The 18,782-nt window shown below is 56.8% G+C and carries 12 protein-coding genes; all 12 read right to left on the reverse strand.

Going from position 1 to position 18,782, the window contains the following annotated elements:
• Nucleotides 1-241: 241 nt before the first annotated feature.
• Nucleotides 242-1,648: a hypothetical protein gene (locus OSO_RS0120025; protein WP_010584946.1), complete on the reverse strand. Its 1,407-nt coding sequence runs from the start codon at nt 1,646-1,648 to the stop codon at nt 242-244.
• Nucleotides 1,649-1,695: 47 nt separating this feature from the next.
• A complete protein-coding gene (locus OSO_RS0120030) occupies nt 1,696-2,643 on the reverse strand; it encodes a beta-propeller domain-containing protein (protein ID WP_029247245.1) in 948 nt (315 codons plus the stop codon).
• A gap of 143 nt (nt 2,644-2,786) precedes the next feature.
• Nucleotides 2,787-4,571, reverse strand: coding sequence for an NPCBM/NEW2 domain-containing protein (locus OSO_RS0120035; RefSeq protein WP_010584948.1), 1,785 nt, complete (start codon nt 4,569-4,571; stop codon nt 2,787-2,789).
• On the reverse strand, nt 4,568-5,170 hold the full coding sequence (locus OSO_RS48300; RefSeq protein WP_010584949.1) for a hypothetical protein: 603 nt from the start codon (nt 5,168-5,170) through the stop codon (nt 4,568-4,570). The genes OSO_RS0120035 and OSO_RS48300 overlap by 4 nt, the downstream gene beginning before the upstream one ends.
• A gap of 102 nt (nt 5,171-5,272) precedes the next feature.
• Nucleotides 5,273-7,525: a hypothetical protein gene (locus OSO_RS0120045; protein WP_010584950.1), complete on the reverse strand. Its 2,253-nt coding sequence runs from the start codon at nt 7,523-7,525 to the stop codon at nt 5,273-5,275.
• 127 nt (nt 7,526-7,652) lie between these two features.
• The gene (locus tag OSO_RS0120050; protein ID WP_010584951.1) at nt 7,653-9,872 is read right to left on the reverse strand and encodes a hypothetical protein; all 2,220 of its coding nucleotides are present in this window, start codon (nt 9,870-9,872) and stop codon (nt 7,653-7,655) included.
• A 119-nt stretch (nt 9,873-9,991) separates the two neighbouring features.
• A complete protein-coding gene (locus OSO_RS0120055) occupies nt 9,992-12,436 on the reverse strand; it encodes a vWA domain-containing protein (RefSeq protein ID WP_010584952.1) in 2,445 nt (814 codons plus the stop codon).
• Nucleotides 12,437-12,438: 2 nt separating this feature from the next.
• Entirely contained in the window at nt 12,439-14,604 is a 2,166-nt protein-coding gene (locus OSO_RS0120060) for an N-terminal double-transmembrane domain-containing protein (RefSeq protein WP_237729319.1), read from the reverse strand.
• Nucleotides 14,605-14,615: 11 nt separating this feature from the next.
• Entirely contained in the window at nt 14,616-15,533 is a 918-nt protein-coding gene (locus OSO_RS0120065; RefSeq protein WP_010584954.1) for a DUF58 domain-containing protein, read from the reverse strand.
• Nucleotides 15,502-16,557: an AAA family ATPase gene (locus OSO_RS0120070; protein WP_010584955.1), complete on the reverse strand. Its 1,056-nt coding sequence runs from the start codon at nt 16,555-16,557 to the stop codon at nt 15,502-15,504. The genes OSO_RS0120065 and OSO_RS0120070 overlap by 32 nt, the downstream gene beginning before the upstream one ends.
• A gap of 40 nt (nt 16,558-16,597) precedes the next feature.
• Nucleotides 16,598-17,674 (reverse strand): prenyltransferase/squalene oxidase repeat-containing protein, encoded by a 1,077-nt coding sequence (locus tag OSO_RS0120075; protein ID WP_010584956.1) that lies wholly within the window; start codon nt 17,672-17,674, stop codon nt 16,598-16,600.
• The gene (locus tag OSO_RS0120080) at nt 17,671-18,687 is read right to left on the reverse strand and encodes an SIMPL domain-containing protein (RefSeq protein ID WP_010584957.1); all 1,017 of its coding nucleotides are present in this window, start codon (nt 18,685-18,687) and stop codon (nt 17,671-17,673) included. Before OSO_RS0120080 ends, OSO_RS0120075 begins: the two co-directional genes overlap by 4 nt.
• Between the last annotated feature and the right edge of the window lie 95 nt (nt 18,688-18,782).

Below are 18,782 nucleotides of genomic sequence, written 5' to 3' on the forward strand. Positions count from 1 at the left end.
AGCCAACGCAGTGAAGACTTTGGCGATGAAATTAATGTCACAGGAAAAGAAGGCGTCCGCGATCCGAGAGGCGTTACCTCATCGTCTCCACCGACGCTTGGCGACAAACCAACGTAACGCTTCTTCACGCGCCTGAATCGATAACCGAGACACGTTCGAGTGCGTCTGATTTGACGACAGCATCTTTGTCGCGTCGCCGTCACGCCTTCTTCCGGCCGACACGCTCTTCAGAAACCGCAGCCTACGGCGCGGGGTTCTGTTCGGGGGGAAGCTGTTCCTTCTGGCTCAGCAACAACCGCTCGGCGCGCATGACCACTTCTAGGTCCTTTCCCTTCATGGCTTCCTTGAGACTGGGGATCGCCAGGTTGCCTAGGTCTTTCAGCCGTTTCTCGGCCTTCTCCCGTTTGGCATAACTTGCATCTGCCAAATCGGTGATCAACTGCTGGACGTCCTCGCGCAATCGTGGGTCCACACGTCTCGCGATCACGAGCGCGACGCGTTTAATCTTTGTCGTCTCGGGCTCCACGACCAAAGGCGTAATCTCGTCGAGCCCGTCTTGCGCGATGCGATAGACGAAGTGAATATCATCGGTCGCGAAGAAGTGCGGAGCATACAGTGACATGATCAGATCGATTTCTGCAGCCGTCAGGCCCGTCTTACCGAGCCGCCGGCGCATTTCCCCATCCGTCTTATCTTTGAATTCGTCACTGTCGACGGCAAATGGACCACTGAGCGGGATTTCGACAATCGTTTCTTTCGAAGGGTCGGCCGTCGGTGCCGCGGCTGCCCCCGGTTGCGCCGCGGCACCGGCCGGCGCGCCCGGTTGACCTGCGGCGACCTTGATGACACCTGCACCATTATTGGCAAGGACCACCCCTTGGACCGGTTGCCCCACGGCTGCCCCAGCTTGTGGTTGCGCCGGGTTCTTTCCACCGGGCGTCGCGGCGGCTCCTCCGCCCGGTGCCGCCGCAATCGTATTGAGCCAGCCGATTCGATGACCGTCCGGTCCCGGAACGATCAACAGGACGTCATGAAAGACATGCTTTCCAAGATTCACCACTTTGTAAACATCAGGACCACCATCGAGACGAATATTCAGCGGCGTCTGCAGCTCCAGGTCGTAGGCAAAAAATCGCTCTGCGCGACCGCCCTTTTTGAGCTGCATGTATAGACCATTGAGCTCACGAGCTTTGTTAAACCAATGCGTATCGGGGATATACGCGAGCAATTCGGGACTCGAGAGTTCTTTCGTCAGTTTCAGGTCGAGCCAGCGCAGGCGATTCGATTTTCCCTCGGAACGCGGCCACTGCGAGATCGGTCGCCCTGCCGTAATTTTGAGGTCAATATCGACCACCTCGGGCGGTTCACCATAGACCGTCATTACTCCAATGGGAGCGGGCTTCGGCTTCTCATCACGTTTACGGCTTCGTTCCGTTTCAACCAAACCGGGCATCGCTGTGGGATAATCTCCACCGCCATTGATTGTCTTTGCCTGCGGTTCACCAATCCAGACGGACCATTCGTGCAGTTCCAGCAATGGGGCGTCATCGGCGGCAAGAGCCATGCTGCCCGCGACCGCCAGCATGAGAAGCACGCTGGGCACCGCGAGAATCTTCAACCAGGTGCAGCGGAAGTCAAATTTACGCATGAAGGACGCGTCCTGAGTTCTTTGTTGTGTCTGCATGATGCGATGACTTATTTACCGCGATCGCTGACGAAAACGAGGCGCTGATTGTCCAGAGACCACGCCGGATCGAAGTTCAACGTGCCCTTGTCCTGATTGGGCAGTCCGGCAGGGGGATCGTCTCCGTCGGCAGCGATGACACTCAACTGCTGGGGATCATTGGGATCTTTCTCTCGCGACCAGAGTGTCATTTTGGGATTCGGTGCCCAGGCGATTGGCCCGCCGATCAACCCACGATGTCGGACGGCCTGCTCCTTCTCTGAGCCTGCGGCGTCAATGACAATCAGGACCGACTTTCCGTCGCGTTCATCAATAAATGCGACTTTCTTTCCATCGGCTGACCATCGAGCGCTGCCTGGTTTTTTCTGATAGGCCTCTTGCAGAATTTTCTTCTGGCTGCCTTCGATCATGTCGTAGACATAGATGGACTGATTTCCTTCATGGCTGCTGACGAACAAAATCCGGCTGCCGTCCGGCGCAAACACAGGTGCGTATCCCGCAAACATCCACTGTCGGCCTTTGCCATCCGCATTCATCACCCAGACACCGACTTGTTCCTTTTCCGGGTTCTTCTCCGCGATCGAGAATAGCAATTGCTTACCGTCAGGCGACCAGGCGGCGTCACGTCCCTGCCCCAGATCTTTGAGTTCTGCCCCGTCATCATGCACGGTGAAAATGTGACTATCCGCTGTTTCGGCGTCGCCCGTGTAGGCGTGAAACACGACGAGCTTGCCATCGGGCGACCACGATGGAGCGGCGTGCCAACGCTTGCCGGGAGCTTGCGCGACCTGACGGAGTTCGCCTCCGTCGCCATTCATCGCGTAGATCGCCAGTTGAGGCGCCTCCGCGGCCTCCACGAGACCGAAACAGAAATGCATCGACCCCGCGACCAGCGCGGCGAGCAATATGAGGCTTGTCGGCCGCGCGAGGCAGAGTGGAAGTCTGAAGGAAATCAGCACAGAGTCACCTCAGCAGTCAGACGCACAAGCCCGTCAATCACGCAATTCATCTGAGTTATTCCGATCCACAATCGCGTCTGTCTTCGCGAGCTAGTGCCGTGGGTTTCGTTGATGGTATTCTGTCGCAGGATGTCGATTGCTCGCTATTCACGGAACAGGCGGGCATTGGCCCAGATGACACGGTCACCGATGTCTTCGTCTTCGCCGAAGTCGACTTCAAGGCGTAGCTGTTTCATCCCTTTCACCGAAACCTGGACAACCACCGGCTTGTCCACGGACCGAAAATCCGGTTTTGCGAACAGCTCTTTATCGTCGGCAATGACGCGACAAACGACGCGCCCACGGTCGCCGGCTTCTTCTTCGAAACCGACGATCGCGCGAAACGTGGCATATTCGCCTGCCAGATCGTAGGTCAGAATGCACCGTGAATGGACGGCCAAACCTCGGGAGTACGTCTTCCCATCCAGCTTCAGCGGCCGATCGTTCCAGGATTTGTCTTTGACGAACGCCATCTTGCGGTCGAAATACGGAACTTGCTCCACCGTCAGTGGGGTGAGTTCCGACAGGTTGACCATGCGCGTATTGCGTCCAGTCAGCTCCACGACAGATTCGCGCGGAACATCGACGTCCACACCCCAGCTCGCTTTCAACTTGAGTGTCTTTTCGTCCAGCGATTGCAATGTGGCGGAGAACAGGTCACCACTGGACATTCGGAAGACCTGGAATGGTCCTTTCCAGCTACGAACCGATGGTTCGTGCCCCAAGACGAGCGCCTGGACACGTTCCAGTTTGATCGACCGTTGTTGCCCCTCGTAGGTGATTCGCAGACTGCCGTCGCTGAGCCCCTGCAATCGCCCCGAGATTTCCGCGATTCCGCCATCCTTCGAGAGCACCAGCACAAAATCGTCTTCACCTGGCTTCGCCAGTTGCTGATCAAACTTCGTCTTGACCTCGGGCTTACTGCCATCAAAAAAGATGCCGCGAATCTGCCCGAATGGAACCTCAAGCTGCGGCAGCCACGAGGTCTCGATTGTGAAATTCTCACTATCCCCACGCAGCACGCGGCCATTCAATAGATCGCCACCTTGTGCATAGATCGTGGCGACACGATTCACCTTGGTCGCCAGTTTCTCGACCGGATATTCAGGGTCAGTCTTGTCGTTCGTATGACTGGTGGCTTTGACCGTTGCCTTGGAATTGCTGTTGTCATCGTACGTGAACGTGACTTCGATTTCCGTTTCGAAAAGATCACGCGTCGGCGGCTCGAAGTAGAGTTCTGCAACAGATGCCTGTCCCACCCGTTCGACCGCAATCTTCCAGTAGGGGGAATTTTTCACATCGGACCGCCAAACACGAAATTGTGGCTTCGAGACAATTGCCACTTGCTTCAGGCCTTTGGCGGCCAATCCCGTGACGTGAAGTTGTACGTCGCGGACACCATTGCCTCCGTCGGCCGCCCCAATCTGCACTAAATCGACTTCCTTTTGACCGATCCAGTCGATCGCCAGCTTGAATTCATGGGCCAGAACCAGTCGCTGCAGTTCTTCCATTGCCACGGTCTGAGGCGGATCGGACTTGATCGTCAATTGTCCGTCTTTGAATTCGGCATCCTTGCCCTGATACTGCTTGTCCTCAATCGTGGTCGCGGTGAATGCAGGCGGTGACGGCTTAGCGCCCGCGTTTCCCGCCGCCGCATTCGCAGGAGCACCTTGGGCGGGAGTACCTTGCCCAGGCTGTTGCGTCGCGACGACGGCCTGGACCGCAACCTGTGCGTTCAGTTCTGAGGGAAGATTGGAGAGACCGCCTGCGGTCATGCCAATTGCAACCGCAATCCGCAATCGCCATTGCGAAAGCGGTCTGATGCACCTCAGCCAGCGGATTCGAGTTGCACCCGCGTGAGCGTAGGACTTGTATTCAGGTTCGATCATTTATCCGATTTCTTCGCTGGTGTGCTCGGCTTGCTCGACATGGCGGTCGCGGGTTTCTTGCTCGGTGCTTGCGGCGCAACGGCCATCGCCGCAGCGGGCTTGGCTGGAAGATTCATTTCGGGTTCTTCAGCCTTCTTTTCCACCGCCAGCCGCTTGTAGTAGGCTTCGAGCACCGCCTGATAGTGGGGCGGAAATCCTTCCGTTAGTGACTGCAGAATTCGATCACGTTCGTGTGCCGGTAGTTCCCCCCAGCGATCTCCTTCCACTCGGGCGCCGTGCAAATCGCCCATGCCGCCAGGGCCATTTCGCACCGTTGAGTCCATTGCAGGACGGGTTGGATTCGGGTTTGCGCCATTCCCCAACCCGGACTTTCGCTTTTCGAGCTCCGTGATCAATGTATCCAGCTTGAGGACGGCGTCTTCCTGAGCCTTTTGCGTCGGCTTATCCGTGGCCTTCTTACCGAGATGATCGGATGCCGTTTTCATTTCACGCGTCACCTCTTCCAAGGGATTCGGTGGTGGCTCATCCTGGGCATGGACGCGAAGACTGAGCACGAGGCAACTGGCGATTGCCAAAGTCAGGTGCGTTGCTGATTTCATGAATGTCTCCATTTCACCACCGACTACAGTGAGGATCTGAAATGTGTGTGTGTGCTCGATTCGATCGCGAGGACTTCGAATCACCACTTGGCGAACAAGCCGCTACTGTTGCTGCAGTTCGTCTGCTCGTTCGATCGCGATCTGTTCCGTGACGTCGTGCACGTCGGACTGCCGATCATAAAGGCCTTCCACGCGTCGCTTCAGCGATGCCGTCAAGTCTTTGAGATCGGCGGGACGAAGCTGGTCCACATTCTTCGTGTCACGGTTCACGCGAATCTGCAACATCCGCACCATCTTGAGTTCGGCAATGATGCGATTCAGCTCGCGTTCGCGACGTCCAGCACCGCCCGCCCCCTTCTTCCCATCGGAATCGCTTTGGGAGGGCAACTGTTTCATCGCGTCGAGCAACGCTTCCAGATCTTCTTCAATCAATTTTTCGGCCGCGATGACGTCTTCCGAAGCGTCCACCTTGGCCAGGCGCTCTTTGACGTCATTCATCGCATCGGTCACGCTCCGTAAAGCGGCCGGTAAGGCGATTCCAAACTCCGTCTCTTCGACGAGCGAGGTCAGTCCTTCGCCGATCGCGATGAGTTTGGCTTCGGAATTGGCGAGCGCCGCAACCGATGTCACCACGGCCCGAGCACCATCCTTCACTTTTGGCCCCAGGCGTTCGGTGGTTTGGCGCACCGCAATCTGACCATCAAGCATTTCCACCAAACCTTCGAGCGTCCGTTTCTTGATCTCGCTCCGCAGGCGATTGAGCAACTTTTCCGCTTCGGCATTCAGTAACTCACGCGCGTACTTCAGAGATGCGATCGCTTCGCCTTGAGCTCCGTCTGCGGACATCGCATTGCGGCCGCCAAATCCCGTCTCGGCGTTCGACATGCTTCCTGCTGCACGAATCAGTTCCGCGCGGGCGGCGGCACCGGCCTCGCCCAGTTGAACGGCAGCTTCACTGATCCCTTCCGTGGTCTTGCGGTTATTCGCCTGATCCTTGCGCATCATCGCGAACTTTTCTTCGGCCAGTTCGGCTTCCAGTTTCTTTTCTTCTTCATCCAGCGTTTTTAGAATCGACTTCAGCGATGTCAACGCCTCGGATTCTGGAACCAGCGCGTTCACGGGATCGTTCTTTTGAAGCAGCGTCACAGCCTGCTCCATTTTGGTTCCCGCTTCGGTGATCGGCGCCAATTTTGTTTCGAGTTCACCCGTTTGTTCTCGAGTTTTCTGCTGGTCTGTAGCGAGTGACTCGACGGCAACGGTACGCGTCTTTTCATCAATGGGTGCGGTTTCGGTGCCTTTGATCTCACCGTCAGCAGGCTTGTCTGATGCCGGACCGACAATCTTTTTCGTTTCATTCACGTGCGTCGTCTGGCGTGCGATCAGTTCGCGAAGCGAGGCCTTTTTGACGCGCAATTCCTCGAGCAGTTTCTCGATCGCGACCGTTTGTTCGGTACTGCCCTTTTCTCGTTCTTCTTCCTTGATGGCGGCATCCAGTCGGCGAATGAGTTCGCGCATCAGTCTCAAGCGTTCGAGCTGCAATTGAAAATCAAGATCGGGTGACAGAAGCAACTGTTCGAGGCGTTGCAGTTTGGCAAGCAGTTGCTTTTGCTCCAGAACGGCATCGCGAAAGTTCAGTGCGGTCAGCGACGCCTGAATCTCTTTCATTTGCAGTTGGATCAATTCCTCGCGTGCATACTTCAAGCCGATCAGCAAGCGCGAGGCGTTCTCTGGTTCCAGATTCTTGAGGGCTTCCGACAGACGATACATTCGCTCTTCAAGTTCCAGCATCTGCGCCGTCACTTTGGACTGTAGGAAACTCAGTTCTTCGTTGCGGCCAATTTCTTCCTGGCGACGCTGTCCCAGATTTTCTTTCGCCTTTTCCGCTTTCGCAGGCATCGCAGCGGCGACGCCAACTTTGTCGAGTTCTGCGGACGCCGGTTCCGCAGGCTTATCAGGAGTCGCAGGCTTGTCGGTTCCAGCCGTCTTTTCGACTGCCGCGGGCTTTGACGCATCGCCCGGCAGACCGGCTGCTGCGGCGGGTTCAGCAGCCACGTTCTTTTCGGTCGCCGCGGACTCCGTCTTCTCTGCCACCTTCGCGTGCGTTTCGTCCTTCGCGGCACCCTCCGGTTTCGCGGCGTCGGCCACATCGTCGCCGGTTTCGGCCGCAGCCGGTTGAAGGGCATCCGCGACGTCCGTACTGGCCGCAGCAGTCGCCTCGTCCGCGACAACGGTTGTCGAGCTTGAGACTGCCACCATCGTCAGCAGAATGAGAAAGACCGACACTCCGAAGTGAGTCGATCGCCCCCTCGTCCGCAAATCCAATTTTCCAAAATCGCCCTGCATCTCGTTGGCCATGTTGGATCCTCGCGACTGAAAAGGAAGAACCCCGGGCGCATTGAAGTCATTTCGTCTTGTTATAAGCGACTCTGGCAACATGTCAATCGGCGTTTGTGACGCTAGAGCATTCTTGCGTGTGCAGCGACTACTCGTCATCGAACACTCCCTTGATCTGATCCTTCTGCGTCGTCTCGGTCGATTCGCGAATTTTTTCTTGCGACGCGATGACGTGTCGCAACTGATTGACGACGTCGATGAAACTTTCCCACTGCGACATCTGATCCATGATCTTCTGCATCTGCTCAACGGTTTCGGTCTGTGCCGTCATGGCAATCGCCAGCCGTTCCTCGTCAATCGATTCGCCCGACGTGAGTGCTTCAATTTTGCCACGAAGTTCGGTGAGCGGGGTCGCATGCAGGCTGAAGAGCGGCTTGATGATCGTATTTTCAAGAAGTTGCCGTGCGGTCGCGTTTCCCAGATCGTTCAAAGTCATTTCCTGAAGCGTGCCATTGAGTTGCCCTGCGATCTGCCAGACTTGCCTCGCCAGTCCCTGATGAACTCGCACAATGGCTCCGGCTTCCGAGGGGGCCGTCAGCTTGCGAAGGGAGTCAAGCTGCGTTTTTCCCGTTTCGATGGCTTTCGCTAGCTTCGCCCGGGCTTCACGCTGCCGCGTCAGGATCTCGTAGAACAATTCTTCAGCACTGACAACTTGAAACGAGAGCCAACGCGATTCGGCCGATTGTGTTCCCAGAACGCACGCATCCGAGGCGAGACCACGTACTCGAACGGTCGCACCAGGCACCAGATTGTATTGAGATAACTGCAGAATCGGTTCACGTTCGATATCAGTCGGCAGTTTCTGTCCCGATTCGGACAGCGTCTCGTCCAGCGGTTTGTGATTCACGGTCGTCGGCTTTTGCTCCACGACCCGGGTGTCTTCCAGTTCCAACGAGAGCTTGGCGACGCCGAAATCATCCATCACACGTAAGTGCAACGGGACTTGCGCGACGGGTGTGACACGGCGGCCTACGCCCGATGAACGCAATGTCAATCGAGGCGGTCGATCGTTCAAGATTCCGATCGTTAAGAAGTGCGGCTTCGAATTCAGGCCACCCGATTCGGCAATCAGTTGAAATTCGAACGTCACCGGATCCTTCGCTTCCCAATCCATCCGATACGTGCGTTCGCTCACTCGTTGTAAATCGGTCGCGGATTCTGCACCGGTCACCATGACTTTGGCGTTGAACAACGGCTGGGTACTCGTTAGTTCCAGTTCCAATTTTGTGGTGGGTATGAACAACAGTTGTTGTTCGGCGTCATCCGCGCGGATAATTTCGGGTTCGGACTTGCCGGGGATATGCGCGATCAGTTCCAGGTGTTCGACCGATGGACGATCGATCGGTTCAACTCCGACAGGACCGAACCAATCATCACCTCCGGTAATCGTCATCTGGGCCGGCTTCGACAGCGGCGGAAGTTCATAACGATATTGTCCGGGCGCGAACTTCGAGAAATTTCCGATCCGCAGTGAACCATCTGCCAGGACCAGCTTGATTGCAACATTGTCGGGGTGCGCTGACGTCGGCCGCTCTTTGCCTTCGATGATGAGGGGCTCGCCGCGTCCGTTCAAACGCCACCCACCATCGAAGGCGGAAAAGTCGTCGGCAACGTTCACCTGGATCATCACCGATTCACCACTCGGCACACGCACACGATCGTCTTCACCCAGGCCGACCACCGACAAATAGGTCTTCTGTGGCCAACGGATATTCGCACCGCCAAACCATCGGCGAGCCCATGTCGATGTTGCGGAAGGACTGATCGCCGAAAGGATCAACATCGCCGTGACACACCCGACCAGCATCAGCCAGAAACTGCGTCGGCGTTTTGAATCGAACATCGCCTGCAAGTCGACGCTCTCAAGAGCGACGAAGTCCTCGCGAACGGCGGCTTCAATCATCGAAGAAGACGCAGACTTATCTTGCTCCAACAACTGAGGCAGCTGCAACACGTTTGTCAGTCGCTGGCCCACGCCTTTTTGTCGGCGTTCCAGAATCTCTGCCAAATCCAGATCGTCCAATTTTAAGAACAAGGGATTGCGGAATCGTTGCAAGACGGCATAGCCAATTGCCGCCAACGCGGCGACCAGCATCGTCACCCGCAGGGTGAGGTCCGGTCGAAACCACCGATCGATCACGAAGCTGGCGACGACCAACTCAAGGATCAAACATACGAGCAGAAACATCCCTTCCAGGAACAGCTGCGAGCGAACGCGACGGCGCACCGCCGCCAAACGCCTCTGCACGACATGACGGCAGTCGCTCAGAGACATCGATTTGGCCGGTTGATCGAGGATCACGCTCATCGAGTTTTCTTTCAGCCCCAACTAATTACGTTTTCGTCGTGAGGGACGATCGCACGTCACTTCATTCGCCGCTCATCCAATGCCCGTCGCCGGACTCCATTCATCCGTTCTTCGCCATCTCAGGCCATTCGGTAAATCTTCCTGAGTACCCATTCCAGCGTCAGTAACAACACAATCAAGAACATTCCCAGCGGAGCGTCCCAGAGTTCTTCGCGATATTGAATCAGTCTCTCGACATCTTTTACGGTGAACGCCGTGGGAATTTCTTTCGATTGGCCGATGGTGAAGACGCGGCCACCGGAGGCTTTTGCCAGATCCTCGAGCAATGGTCGATTCGTCCCCGGTTTGTCCGTTTCCTGTCGAGGCGGCTCAACCCGAAAGGGCAGTGTCGCCGGGCGAACCGTTGGATCACGTTCCGCCTGCGACGAAGACGACACGTGAATCAGGTACGCTCCGCCTTTGTCGACGGTGAACGAGGTTTCGAGCAGTCCCGGCTGCTCGGCATGCGGTTCCAGTTCGTACGACACCGGATCGCTGCCCGGTACTTCGACTTCACACTGCAATGTTCCGATCGAGGATGATTCTTCCGGTGCGCCGGTCAGTTGGACCCGCAGGGTGACGCGATCGCCGGTGCGATAAACGTTCTTGTCGGTTGAGAGCGTAAACGGGTATCGTCCGCCGAGCACCTTGGAACGTCCTACGCGGTCAATCAAGCGTGACCAGAACCCGTCGAAATACTGCTCATGCAGGTATCGCCAGCGATAGGTGGCATCGAATCCGATGAAGACGGTCCGCCCAGGTCCATAACGCTGCATGGCCATCAGTACGTGGCGTCCAAACTGATTATGCATGCGCTGGTCACCGTGCTGCGCAAGAACCGTGGCTCCCGGCTTGGCACGTGTGACGGGAAAGTGCCAATACATTCCGGGCAGACTTGCCAGAATCTCCTGGTTCTTCTTGCTGTCTTGCGAAAAGTGAAAGATGGGATCTTCTTTCCCATCGGTTGTCAGTTCGAAGTTCCAGGTATCTCGCGTGTTGAGCCGGACATCCGCACTGGACTGGTAAAGGCCGGATTCCCACATGACGGGCAGCGTCGACAGCCAGGCGTCACTCGCGCTTCCCGCGTCACCACCTTGCGCGGTTTCCATCAGCTTGTTGGTATAGAGTTCACCCGCGACGTAGATCAGCCCGCCGCCCGCGTCGCCGACGAACTTTGTCATCATCTCGTCCCAGCCCGCTCCGAGCTTCTGCATATTGGGGTCGATCAAAACCAGTACATCAAAGTACGACAACTCTTGCGCGTTCGAAGGCAAGCGACGCACGGGGCGATGACCGACTTGTTCATAGTTTTCGCTCGCCGACTGCAACCAGCAGGCCAGATCCACGACGGGATCGCGTAAGAGCGAATTGCGTAGAAACTGAACTTCAGGCGAAGGCGACCCGGCAACAATCAAGACTCGAATCCGCTGACGCACGACCTTGATCGTCTTGACCGACGAATTGTCGTCTTCGGTCAATTCAGGACCGGCATCAATCACACTCCCTCGGAACTCAAACTGCCCAGTGGCGTCTGGGGTATACGAAAACGGCACGCGTTGGATGCTGGCATCTTCGCCCAGTGTCAGTTCCGTCCGGCCCACTTCAACCCACTCCTCACCCCGCTGCCGACGCTCGAGTTTCACGGCCGCCGAGCGGCCTTGCATCCCTTGCGATTCAAGCATGACCACCAATTGCGTGGGATCGCGAACAAAAACCACGGGGCTGACTTCGATGTCAGACAGCCGCACGTTGCTCGGCCCTTTCTCCGACCCCACGATCAACGAGTGAATCGCGGTTCCATCGCGGCCCGCTTGCTGGGCAATTTTGCGGGGATCTTCGCCACCGTTGGATTGTCCGTCGGTCACAACCAGCACGCCTGCGAGCGGTTTGCCACGATGGGCCGCCAGCGCCTGTCCCAACGCACTGCCGATCGCCGTGCCGGCTCCGCGCGGCTGGATATCTGCGAGAGGTGTGTCACCTTCCAATCGAGTCGAGTTCGCATCAAATCCGTACAGCGTGACATCGCGACCATCGGTAAGGGGTGCCAGCAACGGTTCCAGTGCCGCTCGCGCCAGGTCAAGCCGCGTCCGCTGCCGAACGGCAGCCTGTTCGGTATCGCTTGTCCCAGAACCGCCGTTGAGCGTACTTGCGATTTCACGCGCCGTCGATTCGTCGTACGGATCTGTCAGTCCCATACTTTCCGACGTATCGAACAAGACGAGCAGTTGTGATGGCGTTTTTTCCCGGCGATCAATGACGAGCACGATGTCCAGCAGCATTAAGGCAAGGCAGACGAACGTTAAGATTCGCAAGCCACCAATGAACGAGCGAATGCCTCCACCAAGATTGCGTCCTTCATGGCGGTAGAGCCACCAGACTCCCACGACAATACCGATGACGATTGCGAAGCAGAGTACTGCAGCGAAGCCTTGCGGAACCGACTGGAACTCCAAGTGCCAGTCGCCTTCGCCCGCCTCTTGGGGAAGTTGCTTCAGTCCGATTAACCATTTGAGTAAGGGAAACATGACTATCGCTGCCTCCCCACAAAGGTTGCGAATCCGGATTCCAGAGCCATTAGTGCCGCCAACCAATAGGCGAGAGTGCGCCAGATTTCTTGTCCGCGAACACCGACGCTCGAATCCGTCGTCATGAAGGCGGCAATAATTTCGGGTTCGACGCTGCGCCAACGCGTTTTCAGATCGTCAGTCGAGATTCGCATCAGATCACTTTCGCGCCCATCGGGATTGACTGCGAACAAATCTGACGCGGGACCACCAGGCGACTCTTGCCAGTTCAAACGGTAGAGTCCTGCCCGATACGTTTCTGACCAGGTCAGTTCCAGTGCTTTTGCATCCGACGTGTCAGCCGTCGCACTGGGCGTTGTCGCCGAGTCAACCGTGAGCGGACGGGGTTCCTCACCACTGGGCAGTTCAACGGTCGGAGATTGAATCCGACGTTCGCCGGACAACGGCCGGCGCAACATTTCCCCTGCGGTGAGCTCGTGCGAGCCCGAACTGGTTTTCGCAATGGCTTTCGCAATTTCACGCATTGCCAGCACGTAGCTCGGCTCGGTTGGCCAATCGCTCCAACTTTTGTCTGCGGCCATCGTCCAGAACAGGACTCGTCCACGCCCAACGAGTTTTTCAATCAAGGCCGGCGATGACTGCGAATCATTCCAGCGAGCGAGCACTCGGACTTGTGGATCATCAACGACCGGCAGGCGAATCTGATACCGCTTATGGATCTTGATCCGTTCAAGGACCGCCGTGCTGAGTTGTCGCAATGCATCCACGGGTGATGGAGAATTCTCTTCCAGGATCAAGCCCGCGACCGGTTCGTCTGAAGGTGCGTCGAGTTGCACGGGAAGAATTCCGGCACCGTCGCGGAACAGCTGACGGTTGTAACTGTCAGGATCGACCTGATCGCCGGGGAAGATCATCAGTCCCATGCCGGCCTCAACCTGCTTTCGCAGCAGATCCGCATGCGTGGAACTGAGAGTGGCAACGTTCGCCAGCACCATCAAGTCGGGATCAATTTTCGCGGATGTGGCCCATTCGGTGTCGGTGACCACTTCGACTTGAAAGGCTTTTGATTCGCCAATTGGCAATGAGAGCGCGAGTGCCAGAAAATCGGTTTCGCTTTGGAACGGATCGGTTGAGGGCTCACCATCCACGAGTTGCATGCGTGCATTCTCTTTCACATCAACCACGTCCCAGCGTTGGTTGTCACCAGCGAGGTCGTCTGCTGGCAGTTTCAGTGAAACATGATGCAGGCCCGCTTCCTGGAATGTTGCGGTCAGGACAACGATGGTCGTCTCACCCGCGGCCAGCGCAGGCAAGGCGATTTCACTCGGTCGTCCGTCGATCAACCAGGTTCCCACCCAGCTCTCGAGTGGGGAATCCGATCCATTGCGGATTGTGGCTTCGAATCGTACGGGCGCACCCACCAGTGCCAGGCGATCCGCCTGAACCAACCGTTCGAGTGAAACTTGCCGTGTCGACGCAGCACCGATGTCGATGATTCGAACCCGAACTCGATCGCCGCCCCAAGTCGACGGTGCCGCGACTTCATCTTCCCAGCCAACGCGTCGCAGATCGGTAATGATCGTCACGGCCCGCGTAGGATAGGTGCTGGATTCGATCAATTCATCAATCGTTCGCAATGCCGACGCCCACGACGTCATTGATTCCGAAGGATGCAGGTTCTGGAGGGCACTTGTGGCGATGTTGCGATCAGCAAGATCCACCTCGCGAAGTAGTGGCGTCTTGGGCCGCGACGAGAGCACCAGCGTGAATCGGTCTTTTCCGCCGACATCTTCGATCGCTTGATTCGCAAGTTCGAGCGCCCGATCAAATGCCGTCCGACCATTGGACGTCAGCCCCATACTGAGCGAATCATCCAGCACCAGGATATGACTGGTGCGACTGTCTCCACCGAACCAGCGGCCAATTCCAGAGGCGTTGAGAACCGGGCGTGCCACCATGCAGACGAGCAGGGCGATCAGCGCCATCCGCAAGAGCAGCAAGAGAAACTGCTCAATCTGGATTCGACGGCGATTGCGCTGAATCGTGAGCTTCAAATACTTCATCGGCGCCCATTCGATCCGTCGAAAACTTCGCCGGAACAAAAGGTGGATGATGAGCGGGATGGAGACCAGCCCCAAGCCCCACAGCAGCGGCGAATTCAGAAACACCAGGCTGCTCATTAGCGGCGGCCTTTACGATGAATGTGCTGGAGTCGTTCCCGTGCGTGCAGATAGTGGCTCAGCCCCTCGGCCAATTCCTGATCGGTTCGCAGCAACAAATTGTCGATGCCACGCCGACCGCACCCCTCTTTGATCTCGGCGATGAAGTCTTGCATCGCGGCACAGTAGGCCTTACGGAACGCCCACGGTTCGGCCATGAATTCTTCAGTGCCTTCAATATCACGGAACAACACATAGTCGTTGAATGGCAGTTCCAGTTCGTCACTGTCGAGGACATGGATCATCAGCACCTCGTTTCCGCGATGACGCAATCGATCCAGACCGTCGAACAGGCTAGGAAGCTCCGTCAGCAGATCCGAAATCACAACGACTAGACCTCGGCGTTTGAGTTGATCGCCCAGCGTCTGCAGAACGGTGCCCAGGTCCGTTTCACGATCTGGTTGCGCTTCTTCGAGATGCCCAATAATAAGCGCCAGTTGTGACTGCGTCGCAGCGGGCGGAAGGACTCGCCGTTGCTGGTTGTCAAACAATGCCAGTCCAACCGGATCACCCTGTTCGATCAAGAGCGAGGCGAGTGATGCCGCGAGCGTCGCGGCATACTCGAATTTCGTCAGCGGTCCCGAGCCGTACTTCATCGAGGCGCTCGCATCCATGACGATGGTCGCCTGAAGATTGCTCTCTTCTTCATACTGCTTGATGTAGAAGCGATCGGTTCGTCCGACGACGCGCCAGTCCAGTCGCCGCAGGTCATCCCCGGGCGAGTACTCGCGGTACTGGGCAAATTCCACGTTGTGACCGTGAAACGGACTTTTATGCAGACCTGAGATCGTGCCTTCGACCACATGGCGCGCCCGGAACATCAGTCCCGAGATCGCCGCGAGGACCTTAGGATCGGAATACTTGGGCGACTTGGCCATCGAGATGGTTCACTCCAGGGCGGGCGGCAACGTCGCGCAACAACGCTTCGATGATCGTGTCGGGGGTTTGACCGTCTGCCTGTGCGGCATAGGTTGTGACGAGACGATGTCGTAACACCGGAAGGGCGATCGCTCGGATATCTTCCGTCGTGACAGAGGTTCGGCCATCGAGCGCCGCGCGGGCCTTGGCCGCCATGATCAGCGATTGACCAGCACGAGGACCTGCCCCATAAGCAATCCACTTTTTGACGTAACCTGGCTGCCACTCATCCTGGTCAACCGTTCGTGTCGAACGCACCAGCGCCATCGCATAATCAATACAATGATCCGAGACGGGAACCCGGCGAACGAGCGCCTGCAACCCAGGGATCTCACTGCCTTCAAGCACCTTCGTCGGCTTGTAGTTATTGACGCCAGTCGTCAGCCGATAGATCTGTCGTTCTTCCTCGCGCGTCGGATATCCGACGAACACCTTGAACAGGAAGCGGTCCAATTGAGCCTCGGGCAGCGAATACGTTCCTTCCTGCTCGATCGGATTCTGTGTCGCCAGCACAAAAAACGGATCAGGCAAGGCATGCCGATTTCCGCCGGAGGTCACCTGACGTTCCTGCATCGCCTCCAAAAGTGCCGCCTGTGTTTTGGGTGGCGTCCGGTTGATTTCGTCGGCGAGCACGATGTTAGCGAAGATCGGACCGGGCATATATTTCAATTGCCGCTCGCCCGTCCCCCGATCCTCGTGCAACACTTCCGTCCCGGTGATGTCGCTGGGCATCAAATCGGGCGTGAACTGGATGCGATGGAACTGCAGCGACAGGCTTTCGGCGAGCGTACTCACCATCAAGGTCTTGGCAAGTCCGGGAACACCTTCGAGAATGCAGTGACCGCGAGCGAAAATTGCGATCATCAATTGTTCGACGACCTGATCTTGTCCCACGACGATTCGTGAGATCTCCTGTCGCAGTCTCTGATGGGCCTCTTTCAGCCGGGACAATCCGGCCAAATCGGCATCTTCGGAATCACTCATTCGTTGTATACCTTTGCTTGATCCGCAGGAAGAATCGAAGTCAACGTTGATAGACTGGCAGGAATCGATAGGGCAGCTGCAGGATGATCAGCGCGATGGATGTGCCGTAGGTCTTACCGATCCCGTCGCCGTCCCATGATCCGTCGCTTTTGTTCTGCATCGCGAGCAATTGATCGCGAACGTGGGGATAATACTTATCCCAGTATTCGTCACCGGACAGATAGAACGCCTGGGCCGCATAGAGCTGACAGTAGTAGGCGTGACCGCCTTTATTCCATTTGTCGTTCCCTTGGAACTGCCCCCAGACATAATCGAGGCATCGCTTTGCAACTGGCGCGTCGTACTCGCCCGCGTTGTAGAGCGTGGCGACCGCCGCTGCCGAGATCGCCAATTGTGGGCCCCCACCAGACCCCAGCGAATACATAATGCCGCCCTCTGGCGTGCTGCACCGTTCGATGTACCGAACCGCCTCGTCAATCGTTCCTCGTGGCACCAGAAATCCGGAATTATGGGCGGCACGTAACGCCTGCACTTGAGTGACGGTCACGGAACCTTCATCACCACTTCCCGGAATGTATGTCCACCCCCCGGCGCCACTCTGTCCGCCGGAAGTCAATTGAATTCCCGCCACGACCGCCTCATGCGTGGCCGTTCGCATCGACTCCTTCGTGAGCACACCATACACCGATGCCAAATACATCAGCGCAAATCCATGGCCGTGCATCGGCATGCCGGATTCTTGCGACGGTGACGTAATCAGGCCCGAATTCGTCCGGCACTTGATCAAAAACTCGGTTCCCTTATCCAACTGTGGCGCATACCGGCCACGGGTTGGGGAATCGCCATGTGCCAGCAAGGACGTACAGGCCAGCGATGTCATCGCAACAGGATACGCTTGACCGCCTTGTCCTTCGCGCCAAGAACCATCATCAGCTTGCGTCCTGGCCAGATAGTCCAACCCCGCCCGAACAGCCTTCAATGCCTCGGGCGTCACATGCTTGGGCAACACTTCATCTGCGGCCGAGACAATGTTCGACGACACCATTGCCTGCAAGGCGAAGGCAAAAACCGGTACAAAAATGGAACAGCGAGAATGCTTCACGGAGTGGAAGATCATTTCTTCACCTCCACGGCAGCCGCTTCCTGCATCGGTTCACCAGTGCCAGGAAGAATTGCGAACCGAACTCGCAGACTGATCTTCAGATTTCCCCCCGACATCGTCTCGGCAACGATCTCGTCTTTGTCGTCCTTATCGTCATTCGATTCGAAAGGATTGTAGTAATAAGGATTGCGGTTCGAGTTGCCACCCATTTCGTCAATCGCCAGGACTTGCCCAAGCTTGACACTGGACAGCCGCGCCAGCCGCTCGGCTCGCTTACGGGCATCTTTCACAGCCAAATCGTACGCTTTTTCTCGGGTCTCTTTGATGTTGGTCACAATAAATTTCACCAGCGACGTCTGCTGTTGGCGGCCCCAACCGTAGTACCGCATCATCATCATGTCAGCATCCGACATCCCGAGGCCGGCCCCCGAGTCTTGTGCCGCATCGAGCAATTTGCCGACAGTTGACATCAGTTCTTCGGTCGGCATCTTGTCAACTCCAACAAGCCGCGCTCGCAAGGTGCTTCCCACTTCGACTTGCGTGCGTTTATTCGCGGCCGGGGTCATCCCGTTCCACATCATCTGCATCATTTCCTGCATATTGCCGCCCGCCTTCAAACCCAAGTTCTTTTCCTCAAGTTCGAGGTTCTCGAGATTGAGTGCTTTGAACGTCTCGATGGCGCGTTTCTTCGAATCGCGATGCTTCACCACGGCGTCGTCGGTCAACTCCCCCTTGGCGGACAGGCGAAGATTGATTTCGACGATGTTCGGAACAGAGCGAACTTCGCCGGTCCCTTCGACGACGATCCCTTGCGGATCGTTTTGCGCGAAAAGCGGGAGCGTCGCGGCACTCAGGAGAGCAACGAACGACGCAACAAACAGGACGCCACGTCGAATCACCGGCGTCGGACACATGTCGAGTATGGGCCCCGTGTCGAGCCCATACGATGTCGCAATGGTCTGCGAGCCTCCACAGTCGACACAACGGTTTGAAATTTCCCGCCAGGAAACGTCGCGAATCTCTCTCATTTCAGTGACTTTCATCTATCGTGCGGCTGCTGGTTGAATCCAGTTCGACGTCTCGCTGAACAGTGCTGACAGCGATGTGATTCAGATGTGACGAC

Source organism: Schlesneria paludicola DSM 18645 (assembly GCF_000255655.1).
Taxonomy (GTDB): domain Bacteria; phylum Planctomycetota; class Planctomycetia; order Planctomycetales; family Planctomycetaceae; genus Schlesneria; species Schlesneria paludicola.